At 44.4% G+C, this 17,672-nt stretch carries 15 protein-coding genes; 13 read left to right on the forward strand and 2 right to left on the reverse strand.

Annotated elements, in window-relative coordinates; translation table 11 throughout:
• Window position 1: 1 nt before the first annotated feature.
• Complete coding sequence (locus LYZ37_RS21145) at window positions 2-994, reverse strand: AraC family transcriptional regulator (RefSeq protein WP_272788400.1); 993 nt, start codon at window positions 992-994, stop codon at window positions 2-4.
• Between the two features lie 126 nt (window positions 995-1,120).
• Between LYZ37_RS21145 and LYZ37_RS21150 the strand changes: the two genes are divergently transcribed.
• From LYZ37_RS21150 to LYZ37_RS21175, 6 genes are all read left to right on the forward strand, one after another.
• Window positions 1,121-1,444, forward strand: a complete 324-nt coding sequence (locus LYZ37_RS21150) for an MFS transporter (RefSeq protein WP_069668382.1) — start codon at window positions 1,121-1,123, stop codon at window positions 1,442-1,444.
• Complete coding sequence (locus LYZ37_RS21155; RefSeq protein WP_272787494.1) at window positions 1,444-2,667, forward strand: HlyD family secretion protein; 1,224 nt, start codon at window positions 1,444-1,446, stop codon at window positions 2,665-2,667. The genes LYZ37_RS21150 and LYZ37_RS21155 overlap by 1 nt, the downstream gene beginning before the upstream one ends.
• 125 nt (window positions 2,668-2,792) lie before the next feature.
• Entirely contained in the window at window positions 2,793-4,139 is a 1,347-nt protein-coding gene (locus LYZ37_RS21160) for a magnesium transporter (RefSeq protein ID WP_272787495.1), read from the forward strand.
• A gap of 724 nt (window positions 4,140-4,863) precedes the next feature.
• The gene (gene codB / locus LYZ37_RS21165) at window positions 4,864-6,102 is read left to right on the forward strand and encodes a cytosine permease (RefSeq protein WP_272787496.1); all 1,239 of its coding nucleotides are present in this window, start codon (window positions 4,864-4,866) and stop codon (window positions 6,100-6,102) included.
• 9 nt (window positions 6,103-6,111) lie between these two features.
• Window positions 6,112-7,389: a cytosine deaminase gene (locus LYZ37_RS21170; protein ID WP_272787497.1), complete on the forward strand. Its 1,278-nt coding sequence runs from the start codon at window positions 6,112-6,114 to the stop codon at window positions 7,387-7,389.
• Window positions 7,390-8,288: 899 nt separating this feature from the next.
• Window positions 8,289-8,750 carry a dCMP deaminase family protein gene (locus tag LYZ37_RS21175; protein ID WP_272787498.1) on the forward strand — a complete coding sequence of 154 codons (462 nt, stop codon included), beginning with the start codon at window positions 8,289-8,291 and terminating at the stop codon, window positions 8,748-8,750.
• Here the strand turns inward: LYZ37_RS21175 and LYZ37_RS21180 are convergent.
• Window positions 8,747-11,254, reverse strand: a complete 2,508-nt coding sequence (locus tag LYZ37_RS21180) for a hybrid sensor histidine kinase/response regulator (RefSeq protein WP_272787499.1) — start codon at window positions 11,252-11,254, stop codon at window positions 8,747-8,749. The two genes, LYZ37_RS21175 and LYZ37_RS21180, sit on opposite strands and share 4 nt — an antisense overlap.
• Window positions 11,255-11,547: 293 nt before the next feature.
• On the opposite strand from LYZ37_RS21180, the gene LYZ37_RS21185 reads away from it, so the two are divergent.
• The 7 genes from LYZ37_RS21185 (at window position 11,548) to LYZ37_RS21215 (ending at window position 17,438) form a co-directional block, all read left to right on the forward strand.
• Complete coding sequence (locus LYZ37_RS21185; protein WP_272787500.1) at window positions 11,548-11,970, forward strand: hypothetical protein; 423 nt, start codon at window positions 11,548-11,550, stop codon at window positions 11,968-11,970.
• Between the two features lie 49 nt (window positions 11,971-12,019).
• Complete coding sequence (locus LYZ37_RS21190) at window positions 12,020-13,021, forward strand: sulfate ABC transporter permease (protein ID WP_272787501.1); 1,002 nt, start codon at window positions 12,020-12,022, stop codon at window positions 13,019-13,021.
• 329 nt (window positions 13,022-13,350) lie between these two features.
• Window positions 13,351-14,787: a glyceraldehyde-3-phosphate dehydrogenase gene (locus LYZ37_RS21195; RefSeq protein ID WP_272787502.1), complete on the forward strand. Its 1,437-nt coding sequence runs from the start codon at window positions 13,351-13,353 to the stop codon at window positions 14,785-14,787.
• 224 nt (window positions 14,788-15,011) lie between these two features.
• Window positions 15,012-15,218, forward strand: a complete 207-nt coding sequence (locus LYZ37_RS21200) for a hypothetical protein (protein WP_054960971.1) — start codon at window positions 15,012-15,014, stop codon at window positions 15,216-15,218.
• Between the two features lie 22 nt (window positions 15,219-15,240).
• The gene (locus tag LYZ37_RS21205) at window positions 15,241-16,413 is read left to right on the forward strand and encodes an alpha/beta hydrolase (RefSeq protein ID WP_420794645.1); all 1,173 of its coding nucleotides are present in this window, start codon (window positions 15,241-15,243) and stop codon (window positions 16,411-16,413) included.
• Window positions 16,414-16,565: 152 nt separating this feature from the next.
• Window positions 16,566-17,051, forward strand: coding sequence for an acyl-CoA thioesterase (locus LYZ37_RS21210; protein WP_004744597.1), 486 nt, complete (start codon window positions 16,566-16,568; stop codon window positions 17,049-17,051).
• 141 nt (window positions 17,052-17,192) lie between these two features.
• Window positions 17,193-17,438, forward strand: a complete 246-nt coding sequence (locus tag LYZ37_RS21215) for a hypothetical protein (protein WP_004744596.1) — start codon at window positions 17,193-17,195, stop codon at window positions 17,436-17,438.
• Window positions 17,439-17,672 lie beyond the last annotated feature (234 nt).

The raw sequence follows: 17,672 nt of genomic DNA on the forward strand, positions 1-17,672 counted from the left end.
CTTAACGCTCATCTAAGCAGTAATGCTGAACATATTGGATGGGCGTTAGCCCTCTATTTTTCTTAAACATTCGATTGAAGCTTGCAGTGTTCTGATAGCCAAGCCGACGCGCGATCTCATCAATAGCGACGCCATTGGTCAACATTGAGACGGCAATGTTACTCAGCACATATCCGCACACGGTCGAGAAGTTCATTCCAAGCTTGCGCAGTGCTCGCTGAAACTGCTGTGTCGACATACCCAATAAGCCGCTGACGTGCTCAAGTGTCGGTAAACCATGAAAACGACTGTAGTTAAGTACTTCATAAATCACTTTAACTTCATCTTCTGGATCCGGCATATTGAGCAGTTCATCCAAGTCAGTGAAATTCATCGCGAGTCGCCCCTTACGGATACTGGACTGTTGCTTGGTGGCTAAACGAACCTCGGAGTGAAACCAAATCTCAGTACTTGAATGGCTCCAGTCAATGTCACACCCAAAGAACGCTCGATACTTCTCTATGTTCTTGCGAGTCCCTGATAAACGTACTCTTAAAGGGGAATAATTCGAACCAAGATAGAGCCTCATCACTTTAACTAGCGCGACTGCCATGCGAACGCTATCGTGGACTTTGACTTGAGGACTGACATGTGGGTTTCGGTATGACCACTTAATGATGGATCCACTTAAAGCAGCCGATAAAAACGCACCATTTTGTAAACTATTGAGACCATAGTTCATACGCCGTATCGTCGAAGCAAAGTCAAAGCCTGACAATAACCAGTGACTGATTGCCCCTATTCGCGCAATGTCATTGTCTTTCATCAATTCAAGCACAATGTCCGGATTACCCGTCTTGTGTTCAAGTTTGGCAAACCACTGATTAACTTCCGAAAGGGGGATAAGCGTCATCGGATTATGAAAAACCTCGTCCGGTATCCCAAGGGAGCCTTCCTCCAAATTATAACGCTTGTGAGCTTCTAGGTGCATGTTGTAAATACCTATCGCTCGCATAAATCTCACTTTATCCATTTACAGATCAACTCAATACCTTGCGTCATGTGATTTAATCTGTCACAACCCATCGACTTTTTCAATTCTAGATCACAATCAAGCTCTGTTATTACTTTGGAGCCTTGAATGAGTTTACTAAGTGTCCCGTTCGTCGGAACAAATGCCGATACAATTTTGCACGTTGTCGCAACGGTTGTTCTTGTTGCCACCGTTGGCGCTGCATTATTTGGATTTTGGAAATTCCACGAACTACCAATCAATAAAGCCCATAGCAAAGATCATCATCAAATAGGATTGATAACGGCACTCACATGGATTGGTTTCATCTGGCACTGGGTTTGGGTTGTCGCCGTTATTCTCGCCTTCGTTGATATGGAGAAAGCCATCATCAACCTGCGTGATACCTGGCGTCATGCCCCGAAAAGTAACAACACTGAAGGAGAAGCGTAATGTTAGAAGGTTTAGCCGTCTGGGCATTGTTTATCTATTTGCTTCGCCTTGTTGGAATGCCTTGGAACAAAGCGACTAAGTCATTCGCTTACCTAGGTGGCGCCTCTTGGCTAATGTTTGTGTGGGTTGGCCTGATCAACTTTACGCCAATGGATCTCTCTGGTGGTTCCGTGGTTCAGTCTCCGCACATACAGCTGCGTCCTGACTCGCCAAATGTGACAGGTAAAGTGGACAAAATCTATATTGAGCCAAACCAACAAGTTTCAAAAGGTCAGCTCATTTATGAAATCGATCCTACCCAATACCAAATTTCGCTCAATCAAGCGCAAGTTTCAGAAGAATCAGCAGACGTGGCTTACCAAGTAGCAAAAGAAGATATCGCGATTGCTCAAGCAACATATCAATCTATGCAGCAAGAGGTGAAGACCACGGAAAGCCGATTAGCAGCAGCAAAAGTCGATCATAAGCTGCAAGTTAAAATGCTTAAGCGCTATCAAGAGCAAAACCGTGTCGTAGAAAATACCATCACCGCGAGTGATATCGACAAACAAGAAACAACCGTCGAGAAGGCGCAGCACAATATTTCAACCATTGAGTCTGAGCTAAGCACTAAAATAGTGGATGCCAATAAAGCCAAACTAGCGATCACTAAAGCCAAGTTGACCGTAAAAAGTAAACAAGCCGATTGGAAGACTGCTCGCGAGAAGCTCGCTAAAGCACAATGGGACTTAGACAGCACCAAGGTATACGCTCCGGCTGACGGTTTCGTTACTAACTTTATACTTCGTGAAGGGCAGCGTGTCTCTATGATGCCTAGACTGCAAATGTATACCGATGAGAAATATGTGCTTATGCGTGTGAATCATCAGGCAATTAGAAACGTTCAACCGGGCCATGCTGCTGAGTTTGCTTCTTCTGTTTATCCGGGCAAGATCTTCTCAGCTCAGGTTGAAGGCATTGTGGAGGCAACCGGAGAATCTCAAGGTAACTTACTTGGATTTGATCAACCAGTGCGAACAACGACGGGTCAGAATCTTCAAAACAAGCATCACTTTGTTAGGTTGAAAATCGAAGAAACTGATGGCTATGACATTCCCGTCGGTTCTGTTGGGTTAGCTTGGGTTAGCGGTGATAAACCGATTGGTTTTATGGCATTCCTAGATGCGATTCGCGGCATCATCATTCGTATGAAGTCCCAACTCTACTTCTTCTATTCCATTTAAGACCTTAAGACCGCTAGCAATAGCGGTCTTTTTGTTTGATACACCTGAACAAGGTATTGTTTTTCCGCCACTTTAGAGTACTTTGATAACCAGTTAAGCAAATTATCAAGTTTATGAGGTGCTCAGTGAGCCAGTTTCAAGACCTCTCCGTATTAATTGAACAAATCGCACAAGCAGAAGAGAGTGAGCAAGTCGCCATTCTTAATGATCTGATCGAAGGTGGATTAGAATCTGGCTCTGTGGCGCTTATTCTCGAAGCTTTCCCTATTGAAGAGAGGGTAACGCTATGGCGAGGGCTTCCGCTTGAGCTGCATATTGAGGTACTCACAGAAGCGCGTGCCGAAGTACGTCACTCAATCATTGACGAGCTGTCTGAAACAGAACTTAAACTCACCTTAGCTAAGCTAGATAACCTCTCTTTAATCGAGTGGGCTGATTCACTGCCTGACGAGATCATTAACGAAGCGCTGCAACTGATCGAAAAAGATGAGCTAGAACTTTACGATCAGGCTAATGAATATGAAGATGATGAACTTGGGCGCTGGGCAGAAAGAAAAGTCGTGACCTTACCTTTCAATATTTCGGTGGAGAAAGCGAAGATCCTTATGGAGCGATACAGCTACGACGCTCCGCAGCACATTTACCTGATCAATAAGCGTAAGCAGTTTCGTGGTTTAGTTAGTTACATTGACCTTCTTAGAGCCGAGCCGAACGAAAGACTCAAAAACATCTCAATCGAAAATGTACTGACGCTCAATGCAAAACTGACGCTAGCTGAGAGCATTGAAGCTCTGGAGCACTCCTCTTTATCGGCGATGCCAGTGACCGACGACAAGCAGATTTTGGTCGGAGAAGTTGATTGGCACTTTGCTCTTACGACTCAAAGGGAAATCTACGAAACCCGCCTAATGGCCGGTACCGGTATGGATGAAGGGGACGACTTATTCGCCCCAGTGCTTAAGAGTTCGCAAAAACGTGGTGTCTGGCTTGGTATTAATTTAATGACAGCAATTCTGGCATCTGTAACTATCGGCCTGTTTGAAGATGTGATTGCACAAGTCGTCGCTTTGGCGGTACTGATGCCAATAGTTGCGTCAATGGGAGGAATCGCAGGTAGTCAAACACTGACCTTGATGATTCGTGCCATGGCGCTCAATCAGATCACTTCAGGAAACCGTTGGGCACTGCTAAAAAACGAAATAGGTATTGGCTCTATTAATGGCTTGCTTTGGGCGCTAATCATTGGCGGTCTCGCAGGATTATGGTTCCAATCAACTATTCTTGGCGCAACCATAGCACTTGCTATTGTGGTCAACATTATCACCGCGGCTCTATTTGGTGTCCTTATACCTATTATTCTCGACAAATTGAAACTCGACCCTGCCCTTGCGGGTTCGGTCATTCTCACGACGGTAACGGACGTTGTAGGCTTCTTTGCTTTCCTCGGAACAGCGAGCTTAGTGATGTTATAACCTTGGTTAAGTTATTATCATATCATTAGCATTATTGTGGTTAATTGCATTTTGCAATTTCAATATGCAATTGGAATGACAGAAATGTCCTAAAATCGATTAATTTCAGAGCAATTTGGTGCTATTAAAGTTGGCACATATAGTGCAACAGTAATAGCGACCCTTAATTAAGCCGAGGGTCACCTAGCCAACTGACGTTGTTAGTGAACCCATTTTGTTCACACTTATAGCGGCCAATCTCACTTCTTGAGGTTGGCCTTTTTGTTTTTGGAGAACTGGAGAACTGGAGAACTGGAGAACTGATAAAATAGCCACCTGGTTACAATATCAAGGTTAAAGCTTAAAAATTCACACTTTACCTAGTCTTAACATTCAAAAAGGCTCGTTTAATTATAAGAAGTGAACAAAAAGCAAGCAGCCCGTCTCCTAAGCAAGCCCAACCCTCAAACAGTACGTCGTTTATATTAACTACAATCCATTAGTGTCATCTATTGAAGAAAATTAAACAACTTTAACCCTATCTATCCATTCATGCTGATATTTTTTGAAAGTCATAGAAATCATAACCTATTGGTTATTATGATTATTATCAAAACAGACTTGTACGCAATCGATTCAGCTATCAATAAAGCATTGACTCTGTGATTTATATCACCATAATACGCGCCGTTTAACTGATTTTCACCTACAATTTGTATTGATAATCTATTTGCGGAGGTTATAAATGGCTGCGGACAATAACTACAGTCTTGGACCCGTGCCGGAAACGGCAAGGAAAGGAGTCGCTTCACTTACCATGGTAATGCTTGGGCTCACTTTCTTCTCCGCTAGTATGTGGACAGGTGGTTCTCTTGGTACTGGCCTCTCCTTTAAAGATTTCTTCCTCGCTGTTCTCATCGGTAACCTTATTCTCGGTATCTACACCTCTTTTCTTGGTTACATTGGCGCTTCTACTGGTCTCTCTACTCACCTTCTTGCTCGCTTCTCTTTTGGTACTAAAGGCTCATGGCTTCCTTCTGCTCTATTAGGTGGCACTCAAGTCGGTTGGTTTGGCGTCGGTGTTGCGATGTTTGCCATTCCAGTACAAAAAGCGACGGGCATTGATACCAACACATTGATTGTTGTGTCCGGTTTACTGATGACAGCCACGGTTTACTTTGGCATTAAGGCTCTAATGGTCTTATCAGCAATTGCCGTACCTGCGATTGCCATTCTTGGTAGCTACTCGGTTTCTATGGCAGTAGATAGCGTAGGTGGTTTCGAACAGCTACAACTCATTCAACCTGAAACGCCAATGGACTTTTCTGTTGCGCTTGCCATGGTAGTGGGTTCATTTGTTAGTGCAGGTACGCTGACCGCTGACTTCGTTCGATTTGGTAAAAAACCGGCTAGCGCGGTATTAGTCACTATGGTGGCATTCTTTATTGGTAACTCGCTGATGTTCATGTTTGGCGCAGCAGGTGCCGCAGCGACAGGTCAAGCGGACATCTCTGACGTCATGATCGCTCAGGGTCTGTTACTACCAGCTATCATTGTTCTTGGCTTGAATATCTGGACAACTAACGAAAACGCTCTGTATGCCTCTGGCCTTGGATTCTCTAACATTACTGGTCGCTCTAGTACCACTATGTCAATCATGAATGGCATCATTGGCACCATCTTCGCGCTATGGCTTTACAATAACTTTGTCGGTTGGCTGACGTTTCTTTCGACGGCCATTCCACCGATTGGTGGCGTTATCATCGCAGACTTCCTAATCAACCGTAAACGTTACAAAGATTTTGCAAACGCGCAGTTCCAAACCATTAACTGGGCTGGCATTATCGCTGTCGCAATCGGCGTAGCCGCAGGTAAATTCATTCCTGGAGTAGTACCCTTAAATGCTGTACTTGGTGGAGCACTTTGCTACGCTATCCTAAACCCAATTCTCAACAAACACGCGCTGAAAACACAAGCAGCGTAAGGAAGCATCATGACAACGCTATTGATCAAAAACGCGACACTACGCAATCAACAAGGTCTAAAACAGATCCTTATTGAGGACGGTCAATTTAAGCAAATTCTCGACAACGATGCAGACCTTGCTTTTGACGGTAATATTCTAGATGCCGAGGGCGGCTTAGCTGTCGCGCCTTTCTGTGAACCGCACATTCACTTAGATACCACTCAAACGGCAGGTGAGCCTAGCTGGAATATCTCAGGTACCTTATTTGAAGGTATCGAACGTTGGGCTGAGCGAAAAGAGCTCCTCTCAATTGAAGATGTAAAAAGCCGCGCGAAACAAACCCTAAAGTGGCAAATCGCTAACGGTATCCAACATGTTCGTACTCATGTAGACGTTTCTGATCCAACGTTAATCGCCTTAAAAGCAATGCTTGAGGTTAAAGAAGAGATGAAAGAGTGGGTCGACATTCAAATTGTCGCTTTCCCGCAAGAAGGTATTCTCTCTTACCCAAATGGCAAAGAACTGCTAGAAGAAGCGGTGCAATTAGGCGCTGATGTTATCGGTGCGATTCCCCATTTTGAGTTCACTCGCGAGTACGGCGTCGAGTCACTTCACTATGTGTTCGAACTGGCACGTAAGTACGATCGCCTGATCGATGTTCACTGTGACGAAATTGACGATGAGCAGTCACGCTTCGTTGAGACACTGGCTGCCCTAGCACACAAATATCAAATGGGCGATCGAGTGACAGCGAGCCACACTACTGCGATGGGGTCATACAACGGCGCGTATGCGTCTCGCTTGTTCCGACTGCTAAAGATGTCAGGCATCAGCTTTGTCGCTAACCCGTTAGTGAACATTCACCTACAAGGCCGTTTTGACGATTATCCGAAACGCCGTGGCGTGACTCGTGTGAAAGAGATGCTAAACGCTGGTATTAATGTTTGCTTTGGTCATGACGACGTGTTTGACCCTTGGTATCCATTAGGTACAGCAAACATGTTACAAGTACTGCATATGGGCCTGCATGTTACTCAGGTGATGGGTTACGATCAGATCAACAATGGTTTGGACTTAATCAGCACCAATTCAGCGCGTACGTTAAACATCCAAGACAAACACGGCATTGAGCAAGGCAAGCCAGGTAGCCTACTTATCCTACCGGCTGAGAGCGGCTTTGATGCAGTACGTCGCCAAGTACCTGTGCGTTACTCTGTTCGTAACGGTAAGGTGATTGCTGAAACACAGCCGGCAAAGACTCATATCCATCTTGCTAGCCAAGAAGAAGTAACGTTTAAACGCTAAACTAGATTAGTGTGAAATGCATAAAGGGAAGCGGCTGCTTCCCTTTTTTATTCTAGAACGAGTCATGTTTTATCTAGATAAAAGAAAACCCCACTAAGCTCTCGCCTAGTGGGGTTCTATTCTTACTCGCAGCAATCCGGCTACTAATAGGTGCTCCCTGCATCTATTCCTTGATAGTACGCTGATTCCTTCAGCACTTTCCTTATCATCGCCATCCTAGCGGTGTCCTTGGCAATCCAGCCCGTTAGCTATCCTCGCTAACTCTCATCGCTTTATCCTTAAGCGGTGTCCCTGACTCTATCATCCTGATAGAAATTGCCTTAGTCCGTTAAGCGTCCATTGTCTATCCTTGTGTAACCATCCTAGTTACTAGCGTCCAGCCAATGTCCTTCGCTTTCCATGCCAATTATTCATCCTGAATAATCGAATCTTCGTCCTGAAGATGACCGTTCCTTGGGTCTTTCCTGTTCCGTGTCTGCTCCCTGCTGACAACTTAAGATTATGGCTTCACCATTATTTTCACAACGCTATTTTTCGCTTTTCGGCAGTTTCCCGACCGTTCAAGAAACATACATAATCAGCAATTTCATGCACTTAAAGACAAAACATCCAAATTTCTCAGCGTTCGCTTCTCATAATGCTCACGGCTTTGTAAGAGATCTCGCACACAGATATGGGGCGATTTCCGATTTCAACTCATCGAGCACTATCAATAAAAGGTGACCAAAATCCCACTAATCTGCCACTGTTTTACTCTTCACTTCTCCTACCAGCGGTTTTTTCTGGACTATACGACGTTAAACTAGGATATTATGTGGAGATCCATATCACATAATGTATTTTTCTAGCACTACACCAGTCTTGGTCTATTTGCTAACCATCTCCTAGAGGAAGATTGAATGATTTCAAAATGGGCGCAACGCTTTTACCAAATGGCAGAACTAGTTGGCTCTTGGAGTAAAGATCCCTCCACTCAAGTCGGCGCTGTCATCACAAAACAAAACCGCATCGTTTCGGTTGGTTTTAATGGCTACCCTCACGGCATTTCAGACAGTGCAATGACCGATGATAGAGAAATGAAGTATCTGAAAACGCTTCATGCCGAGGAAAACGCAATCTTGTTTGCAAAGCGCGATCTGGATGGATGTGAGATTTGGGTGACTCATTTTCCTTGCCCTAACTGTGCGGCAAAGATCATTCAAACCGGTATTTCTGCTGTTCATTGTCCTGAGCAAACGCCTGATTTCTTATCTCGCTGGGGAGATAAAATCAAAGTCAGTCAAGAGATGTTCTTACAGGCGGGCGTAAAGGTTAACTGGCTTCCGTTAGATGACTTGAAAGCGATCGAACAGGCGAATTAAAGCGTCACTTTTAAACGTTCAAAGGTATCGAAAAGCTGTTGCGATTTATAAGGTTTAGGGAGATAAGCATCCATACCTGCATCGAAACAGCTTTGAATTTCTTCAGGCAACACACTCGCCGTTAGCGCGATTATTGGCACTTTTTCTTTTCCTTTATCCCGTTCCCATTGGCGTATTTCTCGTGTTGCCGTCAAACCATCCATGATCGGCATCATGCAATCCATTAAAATAGCACAGAACTTTTCTTCCGTTTTCACCGCATTGACCGCATCTAATCCATTACTCGCAATCACATATTCAATACCGATTTTGTTGAGAAAAAATGAGGCGATTTTTTGATTCATTAAATTGTCTTCTACGATTAAAACTTTCTTGACATCGAGGGGAAGGAAATCTTTCTCTGGGCTAGCCTCAAGATTATCCTGAAGCTGATGCTTACTGGCTACCTCTTCTAAGATGGTTCTAAATTTATGGCCCAATAAGGGTAGAGTGATCGAAGCTCCCAACAACACATCTAACTCAGGCTTCACATACAAATGATGGTTCATGCCAATGATCTGACCTGTAGGACAAAGGCTTCTGATTTTCGACACATCTTTCCGAGCACTTCGGTTAAGATTGGTGCAGTACAAGATGAATGGAACTTCGTTTTCAATTGCAGAGATATCTTCAACGGTATTGAAAACCATAAGATCGATACCTAATCGTAGGCTCTCTCCGATAATAAGATGTTGATACCTTGAATCATTGGCGATGAGAATTCCACGAGTGGATAGATCAAGCCCCATCTCCTGCTGCTCGCTGATACTCAGCGGAATAGTCAGTGAAAAACGGCTTCCAACTCCGAGTGTCGAGCTAACTTCTATTTTCCCTCCCATCAGTTCTACGAGTTGACGGCAAATCGCTAAACCAAGTCCTGTTCCACCAAATCTACGTGTGATGCTGCCATCTTCCTGGGTGAAAGGTTTGAATATATCGTTGAGCTTGTCTTGTGAAATACCGATTCCATTATCGATCACATGACACTGTAGCTCGCCTAATTGGGTGCCCAGTTCAATAGTGACCACCCCATTACGAGTAAACTTAATTGCATTGCTAAGTAGGTTCATCACCACTTGTTTGAAGCGGAAATCATCGATATCAATTGAAGTTGGCAGCGCTGGCGAATAGACAACCTGTATCTCTACCTGTTGCTTAAGCGCATTAGCACAGACCAAGTTCACCGTTTCATACACCATGTCCCTGAGGTCAACACTACGAACGGACAGCACTAGGTTGCCCGATTCGATCTTAGAAAGATCCAATATGTCATTAATGAGTAACAGTAGCGCATGCGAAGAGGTATCCACATCGGCAAGGATTTCTCGCTGAGCTGCCGTCAAGTGGCTGTCTGAAAGAATCTCTGTCATGCCGATGATACCATTGAGCGGCGTACGGATTTCATGGGACATGTTGGCAAGAAAAATACTCTTGGCTTTGTTTGCCGCTTCAGCACTCTCTTTCGCTGTGACTAAGTTCCTTTCATACTCTGTTTGTTGCTCGATAATATGGTTAAGCTGATTAGCAAACGAAGAAAACTCATCTTTGCCATCGATTGGGATCTGCTCGGCGCCATCTTTTTCTTTTAGCTGCCCCATAACATTGATGATCTTGGCCAGTTTGGAGTTGATCCGGTAAATCGTGCTTGTTCCCCACGCAAACATCACAATAAACACAGAGCAGCCTGCAATCGCAATTAACCACAGCCCTTGCTTGGCGCTGCGGATACTTTGATTCAGTTCTGTTCTTAACGTGCTTGAAAAAGCCATCAACTGACTCTCAACCGTTTTGTTGCGTGCGTTGATAATCTCAACAAACTCAGATGGTGGTAGACCTGCGCCAGACTGATTGAGAAAAGCCTCTTTCACCACAGAGCCCCGTTGAAACTCTCGACTGGCGAAAATGTCGAGTAAAGCCTCCACTTGATGCGAGTTCGCGCCTAAGTTGACAAACTTATCGAGGTACAATTGCTGCCTCTCTCGAATCCGAAAGTACTCTTCAGCATAATCAGAGTACTGCCAGTCCAACCATTTAATTTCTTGTGTTAGCCACGCCTCCCTTTCCATCCAAAAATAGAGCCAGCTGAGATCAGATAACACGATATCTAGGCTGTGAATAGAGGGGGACGCATCATGGCTTTCAAGGCTATGTATTTCGACCAGCAGATCATGGTAAATGGTGTAGATCAATTGACCTAATTCGATGGTAGAAGACGAATCTGAAGTAAGGAGTTCAGGTAATAAATACTGCAGCTCTTCAATATAGCTATTGGCTTGGTTCGACGTTTGAATCCCATGGTGAACATGATCAGAGGTATGAGCGGTCTGCGCGATCATCGACATGGTTTGTTGCGCTCTCGTCACCGCAGCATTGGCACTTTGGCCATTCAATCGACGATTAAACGCAACATATAAATGGTGAGAAAACTCCGTCAGTAAACTTATGCTGTCATTCTTCTCACCCACCAGGTGATAGCTGTGGAGCCTGCTCTGAAAGTCCCTAGCTAAATTGGCACTGAAGGCAAGAATAGCGAGCGTAGGTATCAGACACAGAATAAATAGTCTACTTTTAATAGACATATTAGTCAGTAACATCCGGACTCATTCCTTGAATCGACTTTGGATCGTATAAGGTTTAAGTCTAGATGATCAATTAACCACAAGAGTAAGTAATTGCACAGTTGGTTACCGCCTGACTACTATTTATATAACAAAAACAGAAATCTACATTAGTAACAACGTCGACAAGAAAGGATATTTTGATCAGGCTAGTTCTTACTACACTTCTACTTGGGATAGCTATTCAAGCAAACGCCACTGGTTTTGCTGTGATTACTCTTAACCCAGATATGAAGGCATTGCGCTCAAATCAGGTAAAACTGCTTTATCGAGGTCGCATGTCCCACGTAAATGGCGCGCCTGTTCGTCTCCTTGATCTTCCCCGTGATTCCGAGAGTCGTGAAGACTTCTACCGTAAACTACTGAATAAGTCTCCGACTCAAATGTCTGCTATATGGGCACGACTCTCCTTCTCTGGTAAAGCCGTCGCACCTGTGGAAGTACCGGAAGAGTCTCTCGAAATCATTCTCCATTGGCTAGAGAACAACGCAAATGGCATTGCGTATGTTCCCGAAGAACTGCTTCCTGAGGACGCCTATGTCATTTATCAGCTCTCGGATTAAACCAACTCATTTGCTTTTAGCGATGGTCGCTGTGTCATGGCTTCCCTCTATGAGCAGTGCACAAATCGCGCTAACTGATGATTTTCGATTAAGTGGATTTGGGACTTTTGCTGCCGCCAAGAGTAATCACCCGCTGCCAATACTCGCTGGAAGAAATATTAGCGATGACTGGTGCTATGACTGTGATACCACCTTAGGTATTCAGGCTGATTGGCAAATCACATCTAAGTTGCGCTCGACGGTTCAAGTTGTCAAAAGACCCGAAGACCATTTTTCTTCGCCGGAACTAGAACGAGCATTGGTGGAATACAATACGGGGATGTTTCGCGCCAAAATAGGCCGCTTAAGAACCCCTATGTTTATTATGTCCGAATACTACTATGTCTCTAGCGCCTACCCTTCTTTACGCTTACCTCCTGAGGTATACGACAATAATCTTGGACTCACTTACTATGAAGGTATCGCCGCAGATTTCTTTCACGAGTTTGATAATGGCAATCAAATCGTCTTTTCTCCCTATGTCGCCATTCCAAGAGAAGAACATTTTGAACAGTACGGTTCTTCCTTTTCATTGGATATTTCAAGGGTGCTGGGTTTGAGCTCGGAACTCTTCTATGACGACAATTTACTCCGTATTGCTTACGCCAACTTAGACGCCACAATGACTGGACAAATAGCGCCACCAAGATTCTACAATCTTGATATTTATGCCTTGGGTATCAGTCATTACTTTGGTCAACTGCATGTACAGGCAGAGACCATGCTTGCTCACGAGCTAAGCGCTGATTGGTACATAAGCTTTGACTACCAATTAGGTAAGATCACCCCCTATATTCAATACGGACAAGCTCGACTGACCAAAGACACAGAAAGCTACTTGTTCGGTTTTCGCTACGATTGGACCCCCCAATTAAACACATCAATCGAATGGCAACGCTTCTACGGTAGAGAAAACGTGATCAGTGGGCACTTCACCGTACCGCAAGATTCAGCTAAACCCTTTAGTACCAAAGTCGACCTCTTCTCCATTGGTTTATCGTTTACCTTTTAAGTAGATAGAGTGACAAAGATCTAATTGAAAAGATTTCATTGATACCGTATTACATAAATTATGTGCTTCTAGTATTTTTTAGGGCAAATTAAGATTGCTAGTTTAAAAATGTCAATAGGCACTACTACCTACAATCTATAGTGAAATTCGCCATAATTGAGCACCACCTCAGCCCAAATAACCTGAATTAATTTTACTAGCAGAATAAGATGTTAGGCCTTACAATCCTGCCGCATAAAAATTACAAAATTAATACATTTCCTCTATTCACTCCCCCTACAGGTGAAATAGAGTCAGTCCCCAAAAAACGTGAAAGGTCCATACAAACAATGAGTCCAGAGAAACACCTCTTAGATTGGCAAACGAGCCAAACGATTGCGGAAACTATTTCTCCACTTCTAGGTCAACTTTACCGTCACAAAGGCGTCGAAGTTCTACTCTTTGGTAAAACACTGGTTAATGCAGCGACCATCGACATCATTAAAACTCACCGTTTAGCACGTCGCTATACAGGTACTGCTCTTACTCCAGAGCAAACTCTTCCTCTCATCAAAGCACTTGCTGAAATGGAACTTTCTCCATGCCGTATCGATATCGGTCAACTTGCCCATGAGTTCTGGCAAGGTCGCGATGACTCTCATGGTGTTAAAGACTTCCTTCACACCTCTCTTCTAGGTGCAATGAATGGCGAAACCGTCTCTGAGCCGCGTGACGTTGTATTGTATGGTTTTGGTCGCATCGGCCGCCTATTAACTCGTCTACTTGTAGAAAAATCTGGTCCTGGTTACCCACTTCGTCTGCGCGCAGTTGTTGTACGTGGCGGCAAAAAAGGTGACTTGGAAAAACGCGCTAGCCTGCTACGTCGTGACTCAGTTCATGGTCAATTCAACGGTAGTATTGTCGTTGATGAAGAGCGCAAGGCGATTATTGCTAATGGTAACTACATTCAGTTTATCTACGCGAACAAACCAGAAGAAGTCGACTACACTAGCTACGGCATCAACAATGCACTGGTTGTTGACAACACAGGCGTATGGCGTGATGCAGAAGGTCTTGGTCAACATCTAGAGTGTAACGGCGCTGAAAAGGTACTGCTAACAGCACCAGGTAAAGGTGACATCAAGAACGTGGTATTCGGTGTTAACGACAACGTTATCAAAGCCGAAGACAACATTATTTCTGCGGCAAGCTGTACGACAAATGCTATTACCCCAGTTCTTAAAGCGATTAACGATAAGTTCGGCGTGACATCTGGCCACATTGAAACCGTTCACTCATTTACTAATGACCAAAACTTGATCGATAACTTCCACTCAGGTGAGCGTCGTGGTCGTAGTGCCTCTTTGAACATGGTTCTAACCGAGACGGGCGCGGCGAAAGCGGTAGCGAAAGCCCTACCAGAGCTAGCAGGCAAGTTAACAGGTAACGCGATCCGTGTACCAACGCCAAACGTATCAATGGCGATTGCTAATCTAAACCTTAAACAAGGCACAGATAAGGAAGAGCTAAATAACTACCTACGTGAAATGGCACTGACGTCTGAGCTGTCTGCGCAAATTGACTACACAGAATCGACTGAAATTGTATCAACTGACCTAGTGGGTTCTCGTTTTGCAGGTGTTGTTGATGGTGCTGCGACTATCGCTCAAGACAGCCGCTGCGTGCTATACATCTGGTATGACAACGAGTTTGGTTACAGCTGTCAGGTTGTTCACTGTATGGAACAAATGATGGGCGTTCGTTACAAAACTTACCCAACAAAATAAGCTCAGGGATTCATTAATCTGGGTAAGCTCAGATTAATTAGCAGAATATCGCCCCGGAGTTTCCGGGGCAAAACTCCACAACACTATACCTATAATAATCCCCCGTAGTTGCCACTTTCTTGTTAGAAAGTGGCTTTTTTGCGTTCAGCGTAAACTGTACACCCGTTCATGTTTGATTCATTTACCCTAGGTTAATCTAGCCATGCAATTGAGAGGTAGTAATTATGAATAGAGTTATTTCTGGTATTCTGGCGTTGTTTATTGGTGTATTCACCCTTCTGTTTAGCTTGATCATGGTGATTCCATTGACCATTGCTGCGGTCATCACAGGCAAAAAGATTGAGAAATCCCTTAAGATGAATCGCTCTGCTTCTTCGCAGCAAAATGATCGCTCGGTACTAGAGGGAGAATATGAAGACGTATCAAAATAAAAAGGAAAAACTAGAATATATGATGCGTAAAAAGACGGCTTTAGCATTTTACTTGGCAGCTGCTGCAACGGCTGTCATGGTTGGCTGTACAACCCAGACTCAAGACCCAGCGTTTGATAAAGCTCAGCGCCTACCTAGCTATTCTCAAAATAGTTTTGAACAGTATGTGACAGAGACGAAACGGTGGCTTGAACACAACCGCCTGTTCATGACAGAGGATAAATCCACCGAACTTAACATGGTGCTGCCAAAAGAGTACCGACCAGAAAACCCAAACGGTCAGGGTGTATTGCTGGTACACGGTTTAGGTGACTCTCCCTACTCTTTCACTGACGTCGCCACTCATCTCGCTAAGCAAGGCTACTTGGTGAGAACTATATTACTTCCTGGACATGCGAGTAAAGTTGGCGACCTTCAACTCCCTACACTAGAAGACTGGCAAGGTGTCGTCAGCCATCACATTGCACTGCTAAAGAAAGACACCAGCTCAATATGGCTGGGAGGTTATTCTACGGGCGCTAATCTAGTGACTGCCGAAGCGTTAAACGATGAGACTGTCAACGGTTTGCTACTTTTCTCCCCTGCGCTGCAACCTTACTCTGATTCCGTTAAGTATGCCGAACTGGCGAGCTATTTCATTACATGGGCAGACCAAGATCCTGAGGACAACCCGCTCAGATACAACTCTCTGCCAATGAGCGCGGCTGCAGTTTATTACCAAACCTCCGCTGAGGTGCGCGAGCAACTGTCTACTAAAGAGTACCTGAAGCCAGTATTTATGATGATGAGTGAGGGCGATAAAGTCGTTAGTACTCAGTTTGCCATCGAAACTTTCAGCCAAAAGATGCCGAATCCTAAAGGGCACATCGTCTGGCAAGGTGAGGATGACCTAACAGAGCCTCGCTCGACCAGATTCAGCATGAACTTACCCGAGCAACGCATTTCAAACGGCTCTCACATGGGGCTCCTTTTCTCCCCTAACAACCCTAACTACGGAGTAAACGGCAGCAACTTAATCTGTAGCAATGGACAAGGCGAAGACAACGAAGCACGTTGCTTATCTGGCGATACAATGTGGTACTCAGCGTGGGGATACACCGAGCCTAACAAAATCCATGCAAGACTGACTTACAATCCTTATTTTGAACAAAGCATGCAAATAATGGATAAAGTGATGGCTTCCCCATCTTCATAGCCTCTTTAAGCCCGATTTTGTCGGGCTTTTTGCTCTCTGACCGTGCTCAAAATAAACAATAAGAACTAAACTCTAATAGTTGTTGCAGATAATTAACCAGTTTGTTATTTAATATTAAACCACATACAACAATAACAACTAAGGATTGACAGATGAGCAATGGTCAACGCGATATTACGTTACGTTTTCTAGCAGAACCGGGAGACGTTAACTTTGGGGGGAAAGTCCACGGCGGCGCTGTGATGAAGTGGATCGACTTAGCAGCCTACGCCAACGCTGCGGCGTGGAGTGGCAAATACTGTATTACCGCCTATGCGGGTGGGATTCGTTTCGTAGCACCGATTCATGTCGGTAACCTTGTCGAAGTAAGCGCTAAGGTCATCTATACCGGAAGGAGCTCAATGCATATCGCCATTGATGTTCAAGCAAGTGACCCAAAAGAGATGAACAATCGCTTAACGACTCACTGCATTGTCATTATGGTTGCGGTCGATGAGAACGGCACCCCGACTTCTGTTCCAGAGTGGATTCCAGAAACGCCAGAAGATATTGAATTGCGCGATTCAGCAATCCGTCTAATGAACATGCGTAAAGAGATTGGAGAAGAAATGGAAGCACACGTTAAGTATCTAAAATAGTGAGCTTTCTGCCAAATTGGAGGCCAAGTGCCTCCATTTAAGAACTAGTCACCGTAACGCCACATTTCTGTCATTTTTCCTTCATCTTGATTTGATTAAATCCGCTGACTAAATCAAACATTGCGTATGAAGGAACGTCTCTTGGAACTCAACGAAACCACTTTGAGTGAAACTACATTGTCAAACTTGAAAGCTGTTGAGTACCAGTGGGTTCGTACCATGTATGTTGAAGGTTATGGTGAAGATGAGATCAATCACTATATCCGCACCTGCTTTGGCGGAGACGATACCTTTGCAGATCTATTTCGAAAAGTCGCCCTCTCTCAAGAAAGCATCTATGTGCTTTTGCAATATCTTGGCTGTGCGCCCTCAAGTCGGGAACTTTAACCAGAACAGCGTGCTGCTGACCGCAAGTTAATGCAACAGACACCACTGTTGCAGATTAGAACTTATACCTAGTCGCACCAACTCATCCCGTTGATTTCAATCCAACCTAAGCACTTTATACTACTCTGACTTAGCGTTATTCAGGCATAAAAAAACCCGGGACAAAGCCGGGTTATGGTTACAAAAACTGTTAGTAGTGAAATAGTAAGGAATCTAGCTAACAGCCAGCTATGC

The sequence above is a fragment of the Vibrio tubiashii genome, assembly GCF_028551255.1.
GTDB lineage: Bacteria > Pseudomonadota > Gammaproteobacteria > Enterobacterales > Vibrionaceae > Vibrio > Vibrio tubiashii_B.

Excerpts from the sequence above, each read along its gene's own strand:
- LYZ37_RS21190 (WP_272787501.1), top strand. The coding sequence starts at position 12,020 with ATGAGCAGTGCACAAATCGCGCTAACTGATGATTTTCGATTAAGTGGA.
- codB (WP_272787496.1), top strand. The coding sequence starts at position 4,864 with ATGGCTGCGGACAATAACTACAGTCTTGGACCCGTGCCGGAAACGGCA.
- LYZ37_RS21210 (WP_004744597.1), top strand. The coding sequence starts at position 16,566 with ATGAGCAATGGTCAACGCGATATTACGTTACGTTTTCTAGCAGAACCG.
- LYZ37_RS21170 (WP_272787497.1), top strand. The coding sequence starts at position 6,112 with ATGACAACGCTATTGATCAAAAACGCGACACTACGCAATCAACAAGGT.
- LYZ37_RS21195 (WP_272787502.1), top strand. The coding sequence starts at position 13,351 with ATGAGTCCAGAGAAACACCTCTTAGATTGGCAAACGAGCCAAACGATT.
- LYZ37_RS21205 (WP_420794645.1), top strand. The coding sequence starts at position 15,241 with ATGCGTAAAAAGACGGCTTTAGCATTTTACTTGGCAGCTGCTGCAACG.
- LYZ37_RS21175 (WP_272787498.1), top strand. The coding sequence starts at position 8,289 with ATGATTTCAAAATGGGCGCAACGCTTTTACCAAATGGCAGAACTAGTT.
- LYZ37_RS21145 (WP_272788400.1), bottom strand. The coding sequence starts at position 994 with ATGCGAGCGATAGGTATTTACAACATGCACCTAGAAGCTCACAAGCGT.
- LYZ37_RS21150 (WP_069668382.1), top strand. The coding sequence starts at position 1,121 with ATGAGTTTACTAAGTGTCCCGTTCGTCGGAACAAATGCCGATACAATT.
- LYZ37_RS21200 (WP_054960971.1), top strand. The coding sequence starts at position 15,012 with ATGAATAGAGTTATTTCTGGTATTCTGGCGTTGTTTATTGGTGTATTC.
- LYZ37_RS21155 (WP_272787494.1), top strand. The coding sequence starts at position 1,444 with ATGTTAGAAGGTTTAGCCGTCTGGGCATTGTTTATCTATTTGCTTCGC.